At 51.0% G+C, this 22,150-nt stretch carries 18 protein-coding genes; 8 read left to right on the forward strand and 10 right to left on the reverse strand.

What is annotated here, in order from left to right:
- Positions 1-24 precede the first annotated feature (24 nt).
- The 4 genes from KBY68_RS10225 to KBY68_RS10240 are packed head-to-tail and all read right to left on the reverse strand — an operon-like array spanning position 25 to position 2,820.
- Positions 25-1,605 (reverse strand): glycoside hydrolase family 3 N-terminal domain-containing protein, encoded by a 1,581-nt coding sequence (locus KBY68_RS10225; RefSeq protein WP_255097075.1) that lies wholly within the window; start codon positions 1,603-1,605, stop codon positions 25-27.
- The gene (gene rbfA / locus KBY68_RS10230) at positions 1,602-1,976 is read right to left on the reverse strand and encodes a 30S ribosome-binding factor RbfA (RefSeq protein ID WP_255097076.1); all 375 of its coding nucleotides are present in this window, start codon (positions 1,974-1,976) and stop codon (positions 1,602-1,604) included. Before rbfA ends, KBY68_RS10225 begins: the two co-directional genes overlap by 4 nt.
- Before the next feature lie 2 nt (positions 1,977-1,978).
- Positions 1,979-2,185 (reverse strand): DUF751 family protein, encoded by a 207-nt coding sequence (locus KBY68_RS10235; protein ID WP_106500797.1) that lies wholly within the window; start codon positions 2,183-2,185, stop codon positions 1,979-1,981.
- On the reverse strand, positions 2,182-2,820 hold the full coding sequence (locus KBY68_RS10240; RefSeq protein ID WP_255097078.1) for a DUF6816 family protein: 639 nt from the start codon (positions 2,818-2,820) through the stop codon (positions 2,182-2,184). Before KBY68_RS10240 ends, KBY68_RS10235 begins: the two co-directional genes overlap by 4 nt.
- Before the next feature lie 13 nt (positions 2,821-2,833).
- Between KBY68_RS10240 and KBY68_RS10245 the strand changes: the two genes are divergently transcribed.
- The gene (locus KBY68_RS10245) at positions 2,834-3,088 is read left to right on the forward strand and encodes a CRR7 family NDH-1 assembly protein (protein WP_255097079.1); all 255 of its coding nucleotides are present in this window, start codon (positions 2,834-2,836) and stop codon (positions 3,086-3,088) included.
- Here the strand turns inward: KBY68_RS10245 and KBY68_RS10250 are convergent.
- The gene (locus tag KBY68_RS10250; protein WP_255097080.1) at positions 3,051-3,638 is read right to left on the reverse strand and encodes a shikimate kinase; all 588 of its coding nucleotides are present in this window, start codon (positions 3,636-3,638) and stop codon (positions 3,051-3,053) included. The genes KBY68_RS10245 and KBY68_RS10250 overlap by 38 nt on opposite strands.
- Between KBY68_RS10250 and KBY68_RS10255 the strand changes: the two genes are divergently transcribed.
- The gene (locus KBY68_RS10255; RefSeq protein ID WP_255097081.1) at positions 3,637-4,563 is read left to right on the forward strand and encodes a 6-carboxytetrahydropterin synthase; all 927 of its coding nucleotides are present in this window, start codon (positions 3,637-3,639) and stop codon (positions 4,561-4,563) included. The genes KBY68_RS10250 and KBY68_RS10255 overlap by 2 nt on opposite strands.
- Positions 4,560-5,219 carry a RibD family protein gene (locus tag KBY68_RS10260; protein ID WP_255097082.1) on the forward strand — a complete coding sequence of 220 codons (660 nt, stop codon included), beginning with the start codon at positions 4,560-4,562 and terminating at the stop codon, positions 5,217-5,219. Before KBY68_RS10255 ends, KBY68_RS10260 begins: the two co-directional genes overlap by 4 nt.
- On the opposite strand, the gene KBY68_RS10265 is transcribed toward KBY68_RS10260, so the two are convergent.
- The gene (locus KBY68_RS10265) at positions 5,198-5,551 is read right to left on the reverse strand and encodes a hypothetical protein (RefSeq protein WP_153062421.1); all 354 of its coding nucleotides are present in this window, start codon (positions 5,549-5,551) and stop codon (positions 5,198-5,200) included. The genes KBY68_RS10260 and KBY68_RS10265 overlap by 22 nt on opposite strands.
- A 109-nt stretch (positions 5,552-5,660) precedes the next feature.
- On the opposite strand from KBY68_RS10265, the gene KBY68_RS10270 reads away from it, so the two are divergent.
- Entirely contained in the window at positions 5,661-6,890 is a 1,230-nt protein-coding gene (locus KBY68_RS10270) for a GNAT family N-acetyltransferase (protein WP_255097084.1), read from the forward strand.
- Complete coding sequence (locus KBY68_RS10275; protein WP_255097086.1) at positions 6,877-7,263, forward strand: DUF4346 domain-containing protein; 387 nt, start codon at positions 6,877-6,879, stop codon at positions 7,261-7,263. The genes KBY68_RS10270 and KBY68_RS10275 overlap by 14 nt, the downstream gene beginning before the upstream one ends.
- On the opposite strand, the gene KBY68_RS10280 is transcribed toward KBY68_RS10275, so the two are convergent.
- Positions 7,260-8,882 carry a B12-binding domain-containing radical SAM protein gene (locus KBY68_RS10280; protein WP_255097087.1) on the reverse strand — a complete coding sequence of 541 codons (1,623 nt, stop codon included), beginning with the start codon at positions 8,880-8,882 and terminating at the stop codon, positions 7,260-7,262. The genes KBY68_RS10275 and KBY68_RS10280 overlap by 4 nt on opposite strands.
- Positions 8,883-8,977: 95 nt before the next feature.
- Between KBY68_RS10280 and petL the strand changes: the two genes are divergently transcribed.
- Positions 8,978-9,070, forward strand: a complete 93-nt coding sequence (petL, locus tag KBY68_RS10285; RefSeq protein WP_106500344.1) for a cytochrome b6-f complex subunit PetL — start codon at positions 8,978-8,980, stop codon at positions 9,068-9,070.
- A gap of 8 nt (positions 9,071-9,078) precedes the next feature.
- Here petL and KBY68_RS10290 read toward each other — a convergent pair whose 3' ends face one another.
- Complete coding sequence (locus KBY68_RS10290; protein WP_255097088.1) at positions 9,079-10,302, reverse strand: MFS transporter; 1,224 nt, start codon at positions 10,300-10,302, stop codon at positions 9,079-9,081.
- On the reverse strand, positions 10,302-11,696 hold the full coding sequence (gene rimO / locus KBY68_RS10295; RefSeq protein ID WP_255097093.1) for a 30S ribosomal protein S12 methylthiotransferase RimO: 1,395 nt from the start codon (positions 11,694-11,696) through the stop codon (positions 10,302-10,304). The genes KBY68_RS10290 and rimO overlap by 1 nt, the downstream gene beginning before the upstream one ends.
- Positions 11,697-11,727: 31 nt before the next feature.
- On the opposite strand from rimO, the gene KBY68_RS10300 reads away from it, so the two are divergent.
- On the forward strand, positions 11,728-12,537 hold the full coding sequence (locus KBY68_RS10300) for a BtpA/SgcQ family protein (RefSeq protein ID WP_255097089.1): 810 nt from the start codon (positions 11,728-11,730) through the stop codon (positions 12,535-12,537).
- Here the strand turns inward: KBY68_RS10300 and KBY68_RS10305 are convergent.
- Positions 12,534-13,700, reverse strand: a complete 1,167-nt coding sequence (locus tag KBY68_RS10305; RefSeq protein WP_255097091.1) for an autotransporter domain-containing protein — start codon at positions 13,698-13,700, stop codon at positions 12,534-12,536. The genes KBY68_RS10300 and KBY68_RS10305 overlap by 4 nt on opposite strands.
- Before the next feature lie 148 nt (positions 13,701-13,848).
- On the opposite strand from KBY68_RS10305, the gene KBY68_RS10310 reads away from it, so the two are divergent.
- Positions 13,849-22,150, forward strand: an 8,302-nt coding sequence (locus tag KBY68_RS10310; RefSeq protein WP_255097092.1) for a hypothetical protein, incomplete at its 3' end; no start/stop codon positions are given.

A 22,150-nucleotide genomic window follows, 5' to 3' on the forward strand; every position in this document is an offset into this window, starting at 1 on the left:
GTGCCCGCAAACCTTAATACCCCCCTAATTCGTGAAGCCCCCCTCATGGCGGGCGGCCCCAAGGCCAAGGGCTTCCAGGGCCAAAGCTTGCGCCCCTGGCATTTGACCCGGGCTATGGGCAGCGGGCAGGTTTTTGGGTAGCAGTTGCTGCAGTTCTTGCCATAGGTAGGGGCTGCCATACACCACTAGCCCCGCCAGTTTTTGTTGCTTCAGAAGGGTTTGCACCACTTCAGCCCAATAGCCATCAGCGCCAGCGCTGCCGCGGAATGGGTTGCCCCGCACAAACAGCTGCAGCAGCACGGGGCCTGGCGCTAGGGCCTCAAGGTTTAAGGGTTGGCTGCGGCCATCGATCAAGGTGGTTTTAAAGCCAGCTGCCTCAGGCCTCAGCAGGGCAGGTGCTGCCAGGGGTAAGGGGGCACAGGCGAGGCTGCTGTCTACCCGAATTAGATTTACGCCAGGCCCTTGAAGCCCCTTGCTGCCCTGCTGCTGCAGGCTTAATTGCAGTAGTTCTTGGGCTAGGGCCCCGTGGGGTGCCTGTAAGTGAGCCAGGCTTGCCAAAGCCGCCGCTGCATCGATGCCTGTTGGGCGGCAGCGCCCTAGGGCAGATTGGCGCCTTTGAATGCTTTGCTCAAGCCGTTCTTCGCTCCAACGGCCTGTTATGCAGCCCTGCTCTAGGGCATCAAGGGCAGCAGCAGCATCAGCTGGCATCAAGATCAAATCAGCGCCTGCTTCAAAGGCCAGGGCCGCCGCTTCACCCGGGCCGTAGTGGTTGGTGATCGCTTCCATCACCAATGCATCGGTAACGATCAAACCGTTAAAAGCCAATTCCTGCCGCAATAATTGGCTTAACACTGCCCCTGAGAGGGTGGCGGGGCGCTCGCGATCGAGGGCTGGCAATTGCAGGTGGGCCGTCATCACGCTGGCAACATCGGCGCCGATGGCAGCTCGAAATGGCACAAATTCCAATTGCTCCAGGCGTTCGCGGCTGTGGAGTAATTGCGGCAGCTGCAGGTGGGAATCCTGGTTGGTATCCCCATGGCCAGGGAAATGTTTGGCGCAACCGAGCACCCCTTCCCCCTCTAGCCCCTGCAAAAAAGCACAGCTAAGGGCTGCTGCTGCGGCAGCTGTTTCCCCCCAGGCACGCACATTGATAACAGGATTAGCTGGGTTGTTATTCACATCACAAACGGGCGCCAGCACCCAATTGAGCCCGATGATTTGCGCCTCGCGGCCGGTGCAGCGTCCGTAGGCTCGGGCTAGGGCTTCGGCCCTTTGGGGTTCCGCCTGCCATAGGGGCGCTAGGGCCAGAGGTGGCACAAGCCAAGTGGCGCCTTCAAAGCGTTGGCCAACCCCCTCTTCCACATCGGCGCAAAGCAATAAACGGTTTTGCGCCGCTGATCCAGCCCATTGCTGTAACTGGCGGCAGCGCAGGGCTAAATCGGCGCTGCTGCCGCCGAGCAAGATCACCCCACCAACCCCTTGGCTGAGCAAATATTGCAATTCGGCATTAGCAAGTTCCCAGCGGGGATAGCGCCTTTGGCTATCGCTGCTAAAACCACTCGCCCTTAACACCAATAGCTGGGCCAGCTTGCGGCGCAGGTTCATGGCTCCTCTTGTTCTTGGCGGGCCTCAGCTAAACGATTTAGTAAACCCAAAACCTCCACCCCCTCGGCTAGGCCTTTGTCGTGGTGGAACACCAGTTCAGGGGTGCGGCGCATATTCAACCTGCGGCTTAATTCACCGCGCAGATAAGGAGCGGCAGAGCGCAAACCCTCCATGGCCTCCTCCTGCTCATTTTTGCTGCCGTAGATGCTCACCGAAACCTTGCAATGCTGCAAATCTCCGGCCACCACCACCGTGGTGATACTCACCATGCCCTGGGAAACCCGTTCATCGCGCACGCCAGTGCGCAGCAGTTCACTCATTTCCCTACGGATTAGGGAAGCAACCCGTTCCACCCGCCGTCCCTGGGCCATCTCTATGCCCCTGGTACTGGGGTAACCATCGCATGCAGCACTAATGCAAGGCTGATGCCACCGCTCACCACGGCCCCCACCAAAGCAATCGCTGTTACGGGGTTACTGGTGCGGGCAAGCAAAGGGGCGAATACTGAATCAGCAACGCCAAGCCCCAGGGCAATTAAATACCTGGGGTAGCGGGTCACATTTACGAAAAAATCCCTCACGGCGCGCTCGGTAATGCAATGAAATCATTTCCAGTTTGCCGCTCCAGCAGCAAGGTGGAAGAACTGGTGGCAACGGCCCCTGGACGCAGCCCTGCTTCCGGTGGTGGATAACGGGCTTGCCACTGCTCCACGGTGATGTGGTTTTGATCGCTGCGGCTGAATTTGCTCAGAATTTCGATTCGGCTGAGGCGTGGCGGTAGCTCAGGCCGCCGCAGGGTTTGCAAACTCAATTCATCAGCCAAAAAAACGATTGGGCTAATGCTCTCGCTGCCACGCCCTTGAACGCTGGTTTCAAGCGATAAACCATCGCGCAAGCGCGTTAGTTGCCGGTTGGGATTGTTGGGGTCGTTTTCAACTGAAAGCAATTCATCCCCCAGGCTTAATTTGGCAACTGCAGTGGCATTGGCAGCCCGATTGCCCACCACCAAGCCATCGCTGCGGCGTTTAAAGCAAACGGTTGCTTGGCTGCCATCGGTGCTTGTGAGTAGCCAATTACCTTCAAGCCACTGGGGGTATTCCAGATCCGTTTGAGCTGGCCTTGTTAGGGGAGCCGGCAGCGACCAATCGGGCCAGGCCAGCAGCCTTTGCTCTAGAGCGCCCCCCAGCGGTAGCAATAGGGCCAAGATGAATGCCAACGGGCCGCTAAACATGTCTGATCCCTTGATTCGGGCCTTAGATCATTACGTGGTGCTTGATCCAATCGAGGGTGAGCAGATCCTTACGGCCGCCGAAACCCTGGCGTGGCTTGAATTGCAATTAAGCCGTTTGGAGCAATTGCCCGAGGATTTAGCGGCGCTTCCTAATGGCACCGCCCAGGCGGAACGGTTGCTGGATACCGCCTGCGCCTTGGAGTTGGAGCCTGGATTCACGGTGCAGTGGTTTGCGGTGCGCCTGGAGGCTTGAGCACCCCTGGTAAGGCAGCCAATATTTTGCTGGCTAGAGCCTTGGGATCGCAGTTGCCCGCTGCGATTTGCAGGTCGGCCTGGGCATAGAGGTGTTCGCGGTCCTGCAGCAAATTAATTATTTGCTCTTTGGGGTTTGCCTGTTGCAGCAGAGGGCGATCCCCGGGTTGGGCCTCCAGGCGCTCCAATAGCTGGGCTGGTTCCACCTGTAGCCACACCACTAAACCCTGGCGCAGGGCACCCCAATTTGTGGTTGTGGTTACCACGCCACCACCGGTTGCCACCACAAGCGAATGCCATTGGCTGATCTGCTGAAGCACCTCCCCTTCCAATTGGCGAAAGCCGCTTTCACCTTCTGTTTTGAATATTTCACTGATGGAGCAGCCGGCGGCGGCGGCAATCACCCCATCGGCATCGATAAAGCGATAGCCCAACAACTCTGCAAGGGCAGGGCCAACGCTGCTTTTACCGCAACCCATCATGCCGATTAGGTAGATGTTGATGCCTTGAAGTTGTTGTTTCAGTGGCAGGCTGGGATCCTTAGAATGCATGGGCTTTAGAGCCTTAACAGTGGCAGCACAGGTGAATGGGCATGCTGCCACGGCTGATCTTGCCCCCCACGGGCAGGGCAGGGCTTGTGTGATCACCCGTAGGGCCTGTTTCAGCGCTAGCCATCACTATTGGCTGCCGGAACTGGATGGGGCAGAAAATAAACGCCGCTTTGGCCCCTGCAGCCAGGCGCCTGGCCACGGACACAACTACGAACTAATTGTGTTTATGGAAGGGGTGCTAGATGCTGATGGCATGGTGCTCAACCTTTCTGAGGTGAAGCATGCCATTCGCGCAGAGGTAACGGATCCCTTGGATTTCCATTGCCTAAACAACACTTGGCCTGAATTTGCCGTGGAGCAAAGGGCAGAGGCGGCCCTGCCCACCACCGAGTGGTTGCTTCATGCCATATGGCAACGCTTGCAACCCCTGCTCCCCCTTAAGGCCCTACGCCTTTACGAACAACCAACCCTTTGGGCCGATTATCTCGGTAATGCAATGGAAGCTTTTCTCACGATCCGCACCCATTTCTCCGCTGCCCATCGCTTAGCGCGGCCGGAGTTAAGCCAGCAAGAAAATGAACAGATTTACGGAAAATGCGCCAGGCCCCACGGCCATGGCCATAACTATTTTCTTGAAGTAACCGTGCGGGGACAGATCGATGCCCGCACTGGCATGGTTTGTGATTTAGCGGCATTGCAAAAGCTGGTGCAGGATTTAGTTGTGGAACCTTTTGATCACACTTTTTTAAATAAAGATGTGCCGTTTTTTGTTGATTGTGTGCCCACAGCTGAAAATATTGCCCTGCATATATCCGATCGTTTAAATCAACCAATTGCAGCGATTGGAGCGGCGCTGCATAGGATTCATTTGCAGGAAAGCCCAAATAATGCAGCTGTTATTTATGCAGAAGCAGCGCTGGTGTGAGCCTGCGCTTAGTGCTGGCCCTAAGCCTGGATGGACGCCTGGCGCCACCCCAGGGGGGAGCAGCCCAGTTGGGGGGCAGCGCTGATCGCAGATTGTTGGAGGAAGCGCTGGCTTGGGCTGATTGCTGCTTGATCGGCGCTGGCAGTTTGAGGGCCCACCGCAGCAGCTGTGTAATTCACCAGCCTGATTTGCTACAGCAAAGGTTGAGCCAGGCCAAACCAAGCCAGCCGCCGCTGATTGTGGTGAGCCGCAGTTGCACGCCGCCTGGCTTTGATCCCGATTGGCCTTTTTGGCAGCAACCCTTTAGCCGCTGGCTGCTGGCGCCATTTGAAACCAATCCAGCGCCGCTGCCAGATGGCTTTGAACGCTTGTTGCGCCTGGGCCCGTGGGCTGGCTTAAAGCAGCAATTGGCGGCTGAGGGCCTTAAGCAAGTGCTGCTGTTGGGGGGGGCTCAGTTGGCGGCTGCCCTGTTGCAGGCGGATCAGGTGGATGAATTGCAGCTCACAATTTGCCCGCTGCTTTTGGGTGGTGATAAGCATTGGTTGCCAGCTGGATTTGAATTGCAACCCCAGCGCTGGCAATTGCTGGAACAGCGGCCCATCGCTGGTGGAGAGCTGTTAGTGAGATATCAAATTCAGCGAAGCGGAAATTGTTGATCCCAGCTGGGGCGGGCCGCATCCATTAATTTGCTAATACAAGTTGCTGCCACCTGCATACTCACGGGGCCTGGCTTACCAGCTAAAGCCTCTGCTGCCACCTGCAGCATGCTGCCATTGCGTTCAATCTCTTGCACAACGCAAACACTGGCGGGCCTTGCGATATCGCTGCAAAGCCCCTGCAACCCAGATAAACCGTTTTCAGCTTTACCCAAAGCTTTTAAACATTCGCGGGTCATGTGGGCTTCCACTTGGGGACGCACAAGGCTGAGCAAACTGCCGCCGCCAAAACCAGGCAACTGCATAAACAGAATTGGGATTTGCAAAACCATTAAAAACATTTTTACTAATCCCCAATTGGGCGCAGCTTGTTTTGATCATCGCGCAATCCCGCAGGGAACGGCAATCTGATTAGCTTTTGCAGAAGCTCCTAGGCCAACTGTGACGCTGGATTCAGCATTGGAGGCCCGCTGGCACCGCCAACTGGCCGAAATACCCCAGCAGCAATGGGATCAGTTGGTGCAGCAATTTGAATTGCCCTTCTACCGCTGGCATTGGCTGGAGGCGCTGGAGCGCTCCGGCAGCATTGAATCAAAACAGGGTTGGCAGCCATGCCATCTCAGCCTGTGGCGTGCTGATGCACTGATTGCAGTAGCGCCCCTCTACCTAAAGGGCCATAGCTATGGCGAATTTGTGTTTGATCAATCCTTTGCCCAGCTGGCAGGTCAGCTGGGTTTGGCCTACTACCCAAAATTGGTGGGAATGAGCCCCGTTAGCCCCGTATTGGGTTATCGCTTCTTTTTTGCATCTGGGGAAAACCCCCAGGAGTTAACAACGCTGCTGCTCGAATTAATCGATCGCTTTTGCGAACGCAATAAATTATTGAGTTGTAATTTTTTATATGTTGATCCTAATTGGCAGCCCTATGCAGAAGCTGCTGGTTGCAGCAGTTGGTTGAATCAACAAAGCCTATGGAGCAACCCAGGCTATAAAGATTTTAATGGTTATTTAGCTAGCTTTAATGCTAATCAACGGCGTAATATAAAGCGGGAAAGGAAGGCGGTGGCGGCCGCAGGTATTGTGATTACGCCATTAAGTGGTGATGCAATAACACTGCCCTTGTTGCAAAGAATGCATCGCTTTTATGAAGACCACTGCCGCCGATGGGGCATGTGGGGTAGTAAGTATTTAACCGAAGATTTCTTTATATTAGCAGCGCAGCAATTAAGTGAATATCTGGTTTTATTTAGTGCCCATCCCCAAGAAGCTGATCCATATAAGCCCCTGGCGATGAGCCTATGCGTGCGGGAGGGTAATAGTTTATGGGGGCGTTATTGGGGTTCAGATCTAGAGCTTGAGAATTTACATTTTGAGGTTTGTTATTACGCGCCTATTGAATGGGCCATCGCTGAGGGTATTCAGCAGTTTGATCCAGGGGCCGGCGGTAGCCATAAACGCCGCCGTGGTTTTGTGGCACGGCCCCATGCCAGCTTGCACCGTTGGTATGAACCGCAATTTGCTGGGTTGATAAAACGCTGGCTGCCGCTCGCAAATGGGCAGCAGCTCCAGGAGGTGGAAGCGATTAATGCTGAATTGCCCTTTAGTGCTGGGGTAATACCGCTCCAGGGGCAGAATGGACCGATATCGAGCAGCAGCCATGGCAACATTTAGCCCAGAGGAGCGCATGCGCTTAGATGCACAGCTATCCCAGCGAACGATTCAACTAGATCCCAACGGCTATGTGTTGATCAAGCTCGATCGCGAGAAGGGAGAACTAATCGTTGAATGGTTTAGCAATGGCATCAATGAACAGGGTTTAGCAACCAACCCTGAAACCGGCGAAGTATTGGCATGCAAAGGCAGTGCCCCCCGGGAGCCAATTAAAATATTTAAGGGTAGAAGTGCTAAAGAATTAGGTATTGCCTTAACTGAAACAAATGAGCAACTATTTATTTCCAAATTAGACCATGCCCTATACATAGGCCGTGAGCTACAGCGGGCGGAAGCCTGCTTGGAAAATGGTAAAGATTATGTGCAGGATTAAACAGTTTGCAGCTCGCGATTACTTTCACTGTTGGCTTCTGTTGCGCTAACCGCTGGCTCAAGTGGTAGGGCTGCCATTTGATCTTGGATTTCCTTAGTTACAACACCGCGATATTCTTGGAAGTGTTCATTGTGGGCAAGTACCACGAGGAATTGCTCAAGCAGTTTTGGATTGCGCATGGCGATAATCGCAAGCGATTTCCAGAAGCGGAAGCGGGTATTGCGTTTGAAACCTTGGCGCCACACAACAATCGATAGTGCCCTTATGTCTGTGAGGCTAGGCAAGCTGGATTGATCGGATTTTTCTGCTTTATAGAAAGCGTGCCAGCGGGGTTTACCCATCTTTAGGTAGTAGTGGGTAACACGATCTATGTAGGCATTTGGTTCATAGAGTTGGCAAAATGCTTGTACGTATTCATTGGCAATTTCACGAATCGGCCGTGTGGGCACAAAATTCAATAGGTTGGTTTGATTCACGCCTTTAGCGTCTGCTTTTTCTTGGATTAAACGCCCTTCTTTCTCAAGCCGATGCCATAGGCCTGTGTTTGGTAGGGCTTGCAACATGCCCATCATTGCCGCTGGTATGCCAGTGAGGCTCACAAAGCGCACAATGCGATCACCGGCGCCAGCCTGTTCACCATCAAAGCCAATGATGAAACCTGCCATCACGCGAATGCCATAGGAGGTGATGCGATCAACCGCTTCCTCCAGGGAACTGCGGGTGTTTTGATGCTTTCCCGCCACCGACAAACTCGCCTCATCTGGAGTTTCAATGCCAAGGAAAACCGATTCAAAGCGGCACTCGGCCATCAATTGCAGCAGCTCCTCATCAGCTGCGAGATCCACCGATGCTTCTGTTGCAAAACTGAAGGGATAACCCCTTTCACTGAGCCATTCGCGCATGGCGGGCAGCAGCAACTTGGCATTGCGCTTATTACCGATGAAATTATCGTCTACTAAAAAGATCGAACGGCGCCAGCCCAAGTCGTATAGCGCTTGCAGTTCAGCTATTAATTGCTCAGGATTTTTGGTGCGTGGTTTGCGGCCATAAAGCACGATGATGTCGCAAAATTCGCATTGAAATGGGCAGCCCCGAGAGAACTGCACACTCATGGAATCGTAGGCATCAAGCTCAAGTAGATCAAAGCGTGGAACCGGGGTGGAAGTTACATCTGGTTTTTCGCCATTTGAACTAAACCTGCCGTTGGTGTCACCCCGTTCAATTGCTTCGATAAACATCGGCAGGGTGATCTCCCCCTCATCAAGCACCTTGAAATCAGCCAGATTTAGTTCAGGGGCGTCAGGGGTGGAGCTGGCAAAAGGGCCCCCAACCGCTACGGGTAGGCCCCGCTCCTTTGCCTTGGCAATTTGAACCGCCATATCTGATTTCTGCACGATCATTCCGGAGATCACCACCAGCTCCGCCCAGTTCCACTCCTCTTCCGTTACCTCCCTCACATTGCGATCCACCAGCTTCATCTGCCATTGCTGCGGCAGTAGGGCAGCAACCGTTACTAAACCCAAAGGTGGCAAGAGCACCTTGCGGTTAACCAACTCCAGGATCTTTTCGTAGCTCCAGAAGGTTTTGGGGAACTCTGGATATACAAACAGGGTGCGCATGGCAGCAACTAGCGCCTTAGTGGTGAAACCTTAGTCGGTTTGATCGCTATCCAGCTCCGCTTCTGCTGTAATAGTTGCTTAATTGAGCTGCCGCCATGGGTATCGCCTTCTATTTTGGCTTTCTAGCTGCTGGTTTAACCGCTGCGGTGGTGCTCACCAAGCTGCTGAAGGGAATCAAGCTGATCTGAGCGCAGTGCTAATCGGCCAGCACTAGTTTTTGCTTGCCGTGGCGCCACAGTTCAGCCATCGCAAGCCCCAGGCCAATGGTTCCAAGCAGGGCGCAGCACCAGCTGAGGCCCCATTCCATTGTTATGCCAGCTGCCAGCAGGCCACTGAGGCCGCCGCCGCCAAGAAATGCGATCTGGGCAAGCCCCGCCATGCGCCCCCGCAATTGGGGTGGTGCCCCCACTTGGCAGATCAAATTTGCACCCGATAGCAGCACTGCCGTGCCGGCGCCAATGGCGAAGGCCATCGCCAAACTCCACAAGGGTTGGCCGCCAATGGCAAGGCCGAGTTGTCCTAAGGCTGTTACCAAGCCGCAACTACCCAAAAGCAGCCCTGGCCTTTGGCTTAACCAGAAGCTATGGCGTTGCAGCACTAGGCCGCCGCTGATGCTGCCAGCAGCCAGGATGCTGGTGAACAAGCCCAAATCCTGGGGGCTAGCACCCACCAATTTGAAGGCCATGTAGGGGGCTAACCCGGGGTGAAAAAATCCAACTAAACAAAACAATGCGGTGAAACCAAGCGCTTGCCTAAGCGGTATGCCACAGCCGCGCCAGGCGGCGCCAAGGCTGGTGCCCATGGCGTGGCCACTGCGTTTTTCCTGATCGCGGCGGGGGTGCAATAGCCACACCACCGTTGCTATGGGTAACAGGTAGGAGCTGGCATCAAGCAATAAAGCAAGGGAAGGGCCGGTGAAGGCCACCAGCCAGCCGCCAATCGGTGGCCCCACCAACTTGCCCACGTTGAACACCACAGAAAAACTTGTGAGGTATGCGCCAAGCTCCTGGGGGCTATCCACCAGTAGGGAGCAATATTTATTGCGGGCGGTGAGCTCATAGGCACTTGCTATGCCCACCACCAGGGTGCTCAGCAGTAGCAGCAAGGCTTGATTCAGGCCGCTGCTGATGGGGATGGCTATGGCGCCGAGGCTGCCGCCGGCCAACAGGCCCCATTGGGCCCACACCAGCACCTTTTCGCAGCCATGGCGATCGGTTACCACCCCTGCGGGGCCACTCACCAGCAAAGTTGGCAGTGATAGCAGGGCAAAATGCAGGGCCAGCACCAGGGGATTGCTGGTGCCATTCATCAACACCCAACCCTTTGCGGTGAGTCCGGCAAAGGAACCGGCGGTGCTAAGGCCTGATGCCCAAAGAAAAATTTGGCGTTGCTTACGTAGCGGCGGGTTTGATCTACCCATCAGGAACGCCTTGCGGCGTTCTTTTCGTTTTCCAGCATCGCTTCAATACCCACCACTTCCCCCTCAAGGTCATAAACGCTAGCGGCGGTAATGCGCACGGGCACCATGGTGCCCGGGGCGGCGCTAACGCCATTGCTGCCGGGGTGAATGCGCACTTCGCCATCCACATCAGGGGCAAACCTTAAGCAGCGGCCAATTAATTCACCGCTGGCTGGATTTTCCTGTTCGATCAACACATCAACGATGCGCCCCACCCAGGCGCTGTTGCATTCAGCGCTGATCTGCTGCTGGATTTCCATCAAACGGCCGCGACGCTCCTCGGCAATGGCAGCTGGCACTTGATCAGGGAGGCTGGCGGCGGCGGTGCCATCCTCCGGCGAGAAACAAAACACCCCCACATGATCGAAGCGTTGCTCTTCCACAAACTGCAGTAGGTGGTTGAAATGGTCTTCTGTTTCACCTGGAAAACCCACAATGAAGGTGGTGCGCATCACGGCATCTGGCAATTGGCTGCGGATGCGTTTAATCAATTCAGCATTAACGCCCGCCTGCCAGGGGCGGTTCATTGCTTTTAGTAGTTCTGGATGGCTGTGCTGCAGGGGCAGATCGAGGTAAGGCAACACATTTGCCACCTCGCGATAGGCGGCTAACACCTCAGGGGTAAGGCCGGTGGGGTAGGCGTAATGCACGCGGATCCAGGGGATTTCCACCTTGCCAAGGGCCCGCAGCAGTTCTGCTAGTTGCGGTTTGCCATAGAGATCAAGGCCATAGTTTGTGGTGATCTGGCTGATCAAGATCAGTTCTTTTACGCCTTGGGCCGCCAGTTGCTCAGCCTCGGCAACGATCGATTCAATCGTTCGTGAACGTTGATCACCGCGAAGTTTGGGAATGATGCAAAAGGCGCAGCGATAGTCGCAACCTTCAGCCACTTTGAGGTATGCAACTGCCTCGGAACTGGTGCGGTAGCGGGGTAGATGTTCATCGGCCACAAAGGTGGGCACGGCACTTACACGATTTACCCTTTCGCCTGCCTCCACCCGCTCGAGCACCTCAACGATGTGTTGGTAGTCGCCGGTGCCAACAATGGCGCGAGCTTCCGGCAACGACTCCAACAATTCCGCTTGGAAATGCTGGGCAAGGCAACCTGCAATCACGATTTGTTTGCCCTGTTCCGCCAGTTCCACCAAGGTGCGCACTGATTCCGTGCGGGCATCTTGGATAAATGAACAGGTGTTAACCACCACCACATTGGCTTCTGCTTCATCAGCGCTAACGCCATAGCCAGCCGCAGCAAGCAAACCAAGCATGTGCTCGGTATCAACGCGGTTCTTCTCGCAACCAAGGTGCGAGAAGGCAACTGTTGCTTTTTTGGTGATCAACCCTTCAGCGGCCATGGCAGCATCGGCCAACGTTTAAACCTAACCTTTGGCCGTTGCAACACCCTGGCAACAATTATTCGAAACGCCAACAGCCCTAATTGGGGTATTGCATCTGCCGCCCCTGCCGGGTAGCCCCCGTTGGGGTGGAGATATGGAAGCTGTAAAACGCTGGGCATTGGCTGATGCTGATGCCTACATAGGTGGAGGTGCCGCAGGCTTGGTGCTGGAAAATTTTGGTGATGGCCCATTTTTTGCAGGGGCGGTGCCAGCGGAAACCGTGGCGGCCATGGCAGTTATTGCCGCAGCGGTGGTGCCTGCCGCCCGTGGCTTGCCGGTGGGTATAAATGTGCTTCGCAATGATGGGGCAGCTGCCCTTGCAATCGCTGCGGCAAGTGGTGCCAGTTACGTGCGCGTAAATGTGCTCAGCGGCGCAATGGTTACCGATCAAGGTTTGATTCAAGGCAGGGCCGCAGAATTAATGCGGCTTAAAAGATTACTAAATATCAATGATGTGGGGATATTTGCCGATGTGTTGGTTAAACATGCCTACCCATTAGCAGCACAGCCAATGGCAGAGGCCGTGGAAGATACGCTGCAAAGGGCTGGCGCTGATGCGGTAATAATCAGTGGAGTGGCAACTGGTTCCGCCCCCTCAATGGCTGATCTTGAAGCTGCCCGCGCTGCAGCACATGGTGCGCCAGTTTTGATTGGTAGCGGATGCAATAACCAGAATGCTGCTGATATGGCACCTTTGGTTGATGGGGTAATTGTTGCTAGTTCGCTGAAGTGTGATGGCCAACTTTTTAACCCAGTAGACCTCCAGCGGGTGCGACAATTAAGGCAACTGCTTAATTAAAAACGCAGTTGCAGGCCGCCGCCCACATTCCAGAGGGGGCTGCTGCTGTAGAGCTCTGCGCCGCCTCTTGCATAGATAACGGTGTTGTTCGCAAAGGTGTAATTCAACTGGCCTTGGAGGCCAAGCCCACTGGTTGCCATCGATACTGGGCTATTGGGCACATTGCCAAGGAAACCCCGCTGCAACCAAGCCAACCTCAAAGCGGGGGTAAATAGATTTTTACCATCGCGCATGGGTGCTTTCCAAGTAACACCAAGATCTAGGCCGCCGATACTGCTATTAACTCCAGCTAAATTTAGGTTTGTGCTGCTTAATAGAAGGCTTGGTTCAAGCAGTTGGCTTTCAGAAAGTTTCCAGCGCAAGCCGCCTTGAATGGCGGCATTAAATGCATTACCGCTGCTGCTGGTGTGGTAACTACGAATGCCTATTAAATTGCTATTAAATATTTGAATTGGGCTGCTTCCAGTAACAGAGTCAATACCCAAGGCCCCATCTAAAAACCAATCTGGCGTTTGGTATTGGGCGAAAATTCCACCACCGGTTTCCTGCAAATTAACGGAGCTGGAATTAAACCATCGGATGCCACCTGCCTGGATGTTTTGTTCGGCAATCCTGCCAAAAATACCAGCTCTAAAACGAGGTGTTATGGCGTAATCAAGTTTTAACCCAGCTGAATAGCCACCTGTTAATTTGCTTGATCCATAACCATTTGTCGCAGGCAGCAGCGTGCCGCCGCTGGTGCCGCCCCAGGCCCGCAAACGCCAACCATCGCGCTCGCTGTAGTAGGCACCAGGATTATTAGCAAAGCGATAGGCCGGATCTGTGTTTATTTCAGGACCAGGGGCCACCAAATTGGCAGTGGCCGCCGGTATTTTTTGGGGCAGGGGCTCAAGCAGTTGTTGGCTGAAGATTTGCCAGTTGCTGTGGGTGGCGATGGGGGCAAGATTGGTAAAAACGCGGTTTATTTCCACCAGGGGTAATGCCGCTGCAGGGCCGCTGCTTGGCGGAGTAGGCAAAATCGGATTGGGGGTGCACACCTCACCGCCAAAGGGATCTGGGATGCAGGCGGCCCAGCTGGGCAGGGCCGAAAAACCGGTTAAAGCAAATGAAATAGCCGTGAACCCACCACTAAGTAGTCGACTGAAAATTCTGTGTTGACCCATGAATTGATCTTAGCTTGTCTGGATGTTAGCGAGTAATCCCTAATAGTCACCCCCCCGTTAGAATTTAGTATTAATACTATCTTTATAGTTGTCTTTATTTTTTGCTAATCTTCGTGGTGTAGGTTGGCTTTAGTTATTTTCAGACAGCTTGGCGCCTTTACCATCTGTAAGCCTTCTAACTACGCCCCTTAATATTCTTTATGGCGAAACAGGCACCCTTGTTCTTAGTTTAAAAGAGCAGGCGGCAACCGGTTTTTCCCCTTGGCTTGAGCTCCTGGTGCCAGCACCTAGCCAGCACCTGGCCTTTGGAGCTGCCAGTTGGGCTGGTGGCAGCCTTAATGCAAATGTGCTCAGTTTTGCTGGGCCTGAGCCCAGTGGTCCATACACCCTTAAGCACCCTTACACCGGTGAGTTGCTCAGGGGCAATAAGGGTGATCGCCTTTTAATTTGGAAACCTCCCGTTGGTAGTTATGCCGCAGATGCGCCGGCCCTTGAACTGCGGGTTCCCGTTGCGGTATCTGCCACAAACCCCACATTGGGCAATGTTGCAATACAGGCAGGGGGCGGCTACGCCCTTGGCTCTGATGCCCTCGATAACAGCAATGTAGACATTCCAGTAAAAGCTGTTTCACAGCCAGGTTTAATAATTCCCCAAGTTATTCAGCTGGATAAGGATCCACTAACCCCTGAATTTGAAACAGCTAGTGGCCCTAACTTTGCCCGTAAATGGCAATTAAATATTGATGTGGCCGCCGGCCAAACCCTTAAGGATCTAAAAATCAATGATAACTTACCGCTCGGGCCAATCTATTTAGGTACCAATGCATTAGCTCAAAATTTAATTTCAGCTTCTGCACTAATAGAAAAGCAGCCAAAACTTAATGCGGCTGTTACAGCGGCGAATAATGAGCTGATTATTAATTATGGAACGGTTACTGGCTCCACTGGTGATGTTGATCTGCAGGCATTGGTATCATTTTATATTCCCCAGGTTTTAAACCAGGCAACAGCGACGCCAATCACTTTCACAAATACAGCCACACTGGCCGGGAAATGGACTAACCCGCCGCTTGGAAGCAGCGCTGATTTAGAAGTAGTTGATCAAGATCCCCAGCCTGAAACGATCACTGCAAAAGCATTGGCTATTCAAAAAACAGATGATAAACCTGAAACTTTTAGCCCTGATGGGCAAGAGCTGGCAGGGCAGGTTTTACCAGGGGAAACGATTGAATTTAAATTGGATTTTCAGATCTCAGATTATTTTGCCTTTGGTGATTTAAGTATTGAGGATATTTTGGGTGATGGGCTTAGCTACCTCGCTGGCACGGCTAAAATACAATTGCAAGAGCAGGGTGAAAGCCTCACAAATGGTGCATTTATACCCTATCTAGATCGCTATTTGGTTTCAACTAAAGACTATGAATTGGGCAAGGATAAGCTTGTTTTTAAGCTTTCAGAATGGCTAACTGGTGCCGCTCTTGCTCGGGCTGATGATGGCATATTGCAGGGTGGTTTGGTTGCAGCTAAGGCTGGTGCAACCCAGGGTTCGATTTTATTCAAGGTAAAGGTAGACGATCAATTTGTTGCGCCAAAAGCAGCAGGGTTAACAATTAAGGCTGCTGATACCCTGCGCAACGACGTAACTTTAAATGGCACCATCCATAACTACATTGCCAGTTCTGCTGGCTTTGCACCCACAAATACAATCATTAAAGATGTAAGTGCGGAAAATTTAAGAATTTATCAGCCCACTCTTGAGAAAACAATTGTTGCCCGCAATGGCCAAGCATTTGTTGCTCCCTTGCTTTTTGCCCCCGGCGATAGTATTACCTACAGGCTTAAGGCAATATTACCAACTGGTGATCTTCAAGGGGTAAGCCTAAGTGATTGGTTGCCAACCCCCGCATTCAATGTGGCCATTGATGCAATAAATTCTGTTTTTGAAAATTCTGGTAGTGGCGCTAGCCCCTCCCAACCGCCAGCTGCTGGAACATTTGCCTACGGCAGTGAACACACTGCACCTCAACTCACGAACAATCAGATCCTGGTGGGGCCCGGCACAAACCAATTAACAGCATCGCTACCAAATAGCTCCGATGTGTTAAATAAACAACAAATACTAGATATCTATTACACAGTTAAGGCAACTGCAGCTGCCATGGCTGATCGGCTATCTCAAACTAATATCTCTCAACTAACTTACACTTCCTCCGATGGCACGCAGCACAGCACTGATCTTGCAGTAGCAACAGCAGAGAACCTAGCGCCGGATCTAAAGATCCGCAAAGGGGTACTAAATAGCACTAGAGATAGCGGTTCAACCGCCGCTAGTTATACCCCCGCCCGTAATTATGGAGGTGTTGTATTTGCAGCGGCTGGAAGCACGGGCTTGCCATTTGTAAGTGGTAACTTAACTAGCGCAGCTATCAGTGAATCAGGAGGCAATGGCTCAACTGGTGCAATTAAAAATAATATTCTTAATTCCAATATCTCAAAATTAGATGCTGGAGATATTCTTCGGTATGTGATCGTAATTGAAAATATTGGCAGCAGCTATCGCGGTGCTTTTAATGTTCAAATTCGCGATGAAATTCCAGCGGGCCTTAGTTACCATGGCAACCTTGCAATTGTAGATGGCACTGGTGCTGCTTTAACTTACACAAAGCCTGATCAAACTACTGCAACAGCTGCTGACTTCTTTTCAGCTAGCGGTGTAATGATTGCTGATCCTGGTGCAACAGCAGCGAGTGGAATTGATGGCGTAAATGGTGGCGCCATCGATGGCTATAGCGCTACTAGTGGTCGCAATATTGCCGTAATCACATTTGATGCTGTGGTTGAGGCTAGCGCCTATTCAACCCTGGCTAACAATGGTGGCCTCATAACAAATAAGGCTGTAATTGAAGATTATGCAAACTCTGAAAATTCAGGCGTAAATACATTTCTTCCAGGTGTTCAATCGATTTCTGAAACTGCCAGCTTATCCCTAAGAACCGGCGAGGTTAAAAAAGCAATTGTTAGCAGCTCTGAGCTGAGCACAACTAATAATAACGTTGCGATAGGCGAAATTATTAGATACAGGCTTCAAGTAGATATTCCAGAGGGGGTTCTAAATAATTTCGAACTTATTGATGTTTTGCCTGCGGGCTTGTCGTTCTTAAATGATGGGAGCGCTAAGTTAGCACTTGCGGGCACTAATGCCAATACTTTTAGCTGGAATCTAACTAATAATCCGATTGCTAATTTCTTTATTCCAGGCAATGGTGATAATTCTTCGATACTACCCACTCAAGCGGCCCCTGCCCCGGCGCTCAGCAATAACAGTAAAACCCTCACCTGGGCCCTTGGCGACCTGGTTAATTTGGATCGTGATAATAGCGTCACTGAATCTGTGATCTTGGAGTTTAATGCACTCGTAGATAATATTTCGGCAACAAAAAAAGGAACAACCCTTGAGAACTCAGGCCAGTTTAATTTTAATGGTATTAAATCCCAGTCTAACAAAGTTACCGCAACCGTTGTTGAACCTCAATTTGAGATCACAAAAACAGTAGTTCCATCATCTGGCAGCGACGCTGGTGATCTGCTCAACTACAAGGTTGTTCTAAAAAATTTAGGAAATTCAGTTGCTTTTAATCTGCAAGTAGAAGATGCACTCGGTAACTTGGGCGCTAATTTTGATCTGCAATCAGTTGCTATTGATAGCCAGCCAGCGCTTGCTAATGCCAGCATTAGCAGTTCCATAACCAATGCCGCAAGTGCTGCCACTGGCGATAGGGTGCAGTTATTAGCTGATCAGCTTCAGCCAAATGAATCAATAACTTTCAATTACAGCGGTGTTTTATTGGCTGCCCTGCAACCTGGCAGCAAGCTAACCAACGAGGCCTTAATTCGCTACACCAGTTTGCCTGGAGAAAGGGGCAGCACCACTAACCCCACCGGTAGCAGCACCCCCGGCGTAAGTGGGGCTAATAATGGCGAGCGCAATGGCAGCGGTGATTCCACTGCACCAAATAACTATTTTAAATCAACTTCTGTTTCGATTAATTCCCGTGGTTTTGGTGCAACAAAAACCGCTCGCCTAACTTCTGAACCAAGTAGCTCAGTAAATAATCTGGCTATTGGTGAGATTGTGCGCTTTCGCCTTCAGGCTCAGCTGCCAGAGGGCAATATAAAGGCGCTTCAATTTGTTGATTCATTGCCCGCAGGCTTTGAATTTATTGATGATCGCAGCGCTCGGCTTGGTTTTGCATCTGCCTCTGCATCAAATCTCACCTGGAACAATGGCCAGTTTTTGGCTAACTACTATCTTGCAGCATCTGGAAATAATAATTCACTAATCCCCACAGAGTTGTTCCAGCCGATCCTAAGTAATGGCAATCAAACCCTCACTTGGAATCTTGGCGATGTTGTTAACTTAGATCGTGATAACAATACTATTGAATCTGTGATTGCGGAATTTAATGCTAGGGTTCGCAATATCCCAAGCAATAAAGCTAAGGTTGATCTGATAAATACGGCAACTATTAATACTGATAATCCCAATACTCAAAATGTTCCCAATAACGCTAAATATAGCGAAACTTTCACTGCTCCAAAGCAATCCATCGTTGAGCCTAAACTCAGCATCACGAAGCTTGCCTCAGCGCCCCCCTCGGGTGGTTTTCAAGCTGGCGATCTTGTAACTTATACCATCACCATCAGCAATGGCGGCACGGCAGCAGCCTTTGAATTGTTAATTGATGATCCCCTAACAGATCTAGGCAATAGCTTTAATTTGCAAGCTGTAAATACGCAATCTATTCCTGGTGCAATAGATAACTCAATAACATCAGCTTCAAGCGCCCCGGCCGATCGTGTGTCGGTTTTTGTTCCAAGTTTAAATCTGGGTCAATCGCTTAGTTTTAGCTATAGCGGACAGTTAACTTCAGCGCTGCAAATCAACAGCTCTCTTGATAATACTGCAACTGTTGCCTATTCAAGTTTGCCGCAAAATGGAACAGAGATGGGTTCTATTAACCAAACTGGTAGTGCAAACTCACAAAATAGTTCTGGCACCGGCAGTGGTGAACGCAATGGCAGCCAAGGCGCTACAACTGGCGGATTAAATAATTATGCAGCAGCTTCTACAGCAACAATTGCTTCCCGTTCAATTGGATTTAGAAAGTCTTTGCAATCAAGCAGTGTGGCTGATAGCAGCGCTGCCAATATCTATATTGGCGAGGTATTGCGTTATCGCCTGCAGGCGGATTTTCCAGGTGGCACTTCAACCAATGTATTGTTAACAGATCTCCTGCCTGAAGGCATTTCATATTTACCAGGAAGCAGCAAGCTCGCATTGGCAAGCCAGGCTTCTTCTGAGTTGAACCTATCTAATTTAGCAAACGAATCGAATTACCATTTCACGGCAATTGATTCCAACCTTGCGATTATCCCCACAGCTAAATATACTGACCCAATTGTGGCGGGCGCTAACCTTTCCTGGGCCTTTGGAAATGTAGTTAATAGCAACACATCTGATCAGCAGGTTGAATCTTTGATTCTTGAATTTGATGTTGTTGTTGCCAATCAAAAACCTATAAATGTAAATGGCAGGAGCCTGGCCAACGCGGCAAAGCTTGAGGCTGGCAATTTGGTTGGCCCCGATGCAATTCAAGTGAGTTCGGATGCTTTGCTGCTTAGGGAGCCTTTGCTTGAGCTGAAGAAATCTGCTGATTTATATGAGTTGGATAGCATTCAAAATTCTCAAAATAGTGTAGTTGGGTATAAGCTTGTTATCACTAATAGGGGTACTGCTACCGCCTTTGATATCGATTTGCGTGATCGGCTTCCAAACGCTTCAAATGGAGCTCAGCTGCAGTTGATCACTTCATCTATAAAGGCATCTCCAAATACTTTTGGCTTGGCGCTAGATATTGGCCCCCAGTTATTACATGGCACTATTGCTAAATTGGCTGCTGGTGAATCGATCATAATTAGCTACCAAGCTAAATTAAGCGATAGTAGTTTAGTTGTTGGCAGCCCTGATATACCAAACGGAGCACTATTAAATAGTGCTTTTCTTAGCTACAGCTCATTACCAGGAGTGAGCTCCGAAGAACGTAGCGGTAGTGATGGAGTTGGTTATGGTTTAAATAATTATGCTGCGGCAGCTGGAGTTGCCGTGTATGTTTCATCCTATTCAACGAGTTCAAATCCTTTAGTTTTAGATGAAGACAATTTGCCCTTAGCAGGAGCCGAGGGGCCAAATACCGCATTTACCAATGCAGGCACCACAAGTATTAATTTGAAAACGGGTAGCTTTGCTATTAACACTGGCGCACTGAAACTCGGCTCTAGCTTGGTTCCCCTTGAGGGAAGTTCCCAATCCATAACAGGCCTAAGCCTGCTCGATTCAAATGGTTCGCCGATCAGCAGCGATGGGGCCGGCAATCCGATCATTTGGGACTATGGCATAAGTGCGGCGCGCACCCTAAGGGCCCGTGCCAATAATATTGAACTGCTCAAGGTTGAATTCCCAAGTGTTCCCCAGCTTGCACCCGCCAGCAATGCTTCCATAGAAGTTAAAGCAACTTTATCAGGCGCTTTGCCAAGCCACATATTATCCTTAGCTGATAATAACTACAGCAAAATAGGCCCATCAGGTGTTTGGCAAGGTGCTGTTGATTTAAAGGGTATAAGCTTATTGTTTAGTGATTCGTCTGCCGCCGCATCTACTGCAGATAATCTAACAATTTCAATTCCGCTCACCATCCTCGACGACAGACCCCAGGCTCCCCTGATTTCTGGCCCCACAACAGCTTGTTTCGGTGGAATGGCTAAATCTGGTTCGTTTGTGATCTCGCCTGGGGCAGATAAGGCATCGCTTGGTTTGCTTATCGATGCAAATGGCAACGGTTCCTATGACGCTGATGTGCAATTAGTTACTGCCAGTGGTGTGATTAATGATTTGCAGGATCGCAGTTTTGATATTTCCGGTAAAGGGATTTTACGAATTAGCACGGATGTTCGATCCGGCATGGGTAGTTGGACTTTTATTCCGGCTGCCAGCGGAACTTCAGCAGCCTCACAGTTTTTCTCAATTGGTGTGCGCGATGGTGATGGTGATTTAACACTTAGTAACCATAAAATAACACTGAATACCTTGCCAATTTTTGGCGGCAGTAATGATCGTAGCCTAATCCTTAATGAAGATAAGCTGCCCAATGCAGGAGGGGAAAATGCTTCGGCCCTTTCTTTTGGAATTACTGATACGGCTAATTTAGTTATACAGTCGGGCAGTTTAGATACCACATCTATTGGCTTTGATCCCACATCTGTTGGTTTAGCTGCAATAAAGTTGTTCCGTGATGGTAATGATGTAACAGCTAATTTAGTGGATCCATCATCAAACTCCCTTTATAGCTTTGCCGTAACAAGTGCTTTGGGCTCGAACGACACCCTCACTTTGTTTTGGGCTGGCAATGCGGTAGCTAGCCTCAATTTAAAGCAAACTGCTTTGCAGATAGCAGCTGGTAATAGTGGTGTGGTTAATCTTGAAGCTAAGTTGCTTGGCCCTATGCCAAGCCATCTGGTAAAAAATCAAGACGGTAGCTTTGCCCCATTAGTTTTTGAAAACTTACCATTGCAACTCCAAGCTGCTGATGGCTGTATCTCCTCTGTTTCGGCGGCATTAACTGTTCACGACGACCGCCCAGCTTTAAGGCTAGTGAATAGCAGCGGTGGCACCACTAGTAGCATAGCTGCCGGTGCTTCCACTTCAGGCAGATGGGGCAGGGCAATAGACAGCACCGGTGGTTTTAGTTCCGCGGTTGGTGCTGATGCTTCCGCCTATGCCAATGCAGATTTTGCAAATTCCTCTCGCTGGGAATTAATTGTAAATAACACTACCTACTCCAGTGCAACAGCAGCAGCGGGCGTTAGCACCCCTTTGGGGATCCTGAGCGTTCAAACTAGCGGCAGTTGGACTTTTAATGCACTACCTACGATATTGAATCAAGAGCAATTTAATTTTGCAGTGGCAGTTATAGATGCCGATGGTGATAGGCGCAGCTACAATCACAGATTTGTGATCCAGCCTGCCAGTGGCCCTTCATTAGATGGGGTTCAGCTAGTTGTAGATGAAAATAATCTACCTTTGGCAAATGGTAAGGGACCGAACCAACAAGTTCTATTTTCTGATCAAAAAAATCTAAAACTAACGGCTCAAACAGCTGAGATAACTAGTTTAGTTTTTTCATCAACTGCCGCTGATCCAGAGCTTATTGATGCCAATGGTCAGTTGATTAAGGGGATGGTTTGGAATCGCAGCACAAATGGATTGTTATTAACGGCTAGTTATGCAGGGGTTGATGTTTTGCGCCTTGAACTTCCAAGCCAAGTGCTTGTTGCAGCTAATAGCAGTGCTGAAGTGCCCTTTAAAGCCACCTTGTTGGCCCCACTTCCTCACC

The organism is Synechococcus lacustris Maggiore-St4-Slac, assembly GCF_024345595.1.
Lineage (GTDB): Bacteria > Cyanobacteriota > Cyanobacteriia > PCC-6307 > Cyanobiaceae > Synechococcus_D > Synechococcus_D lacustris.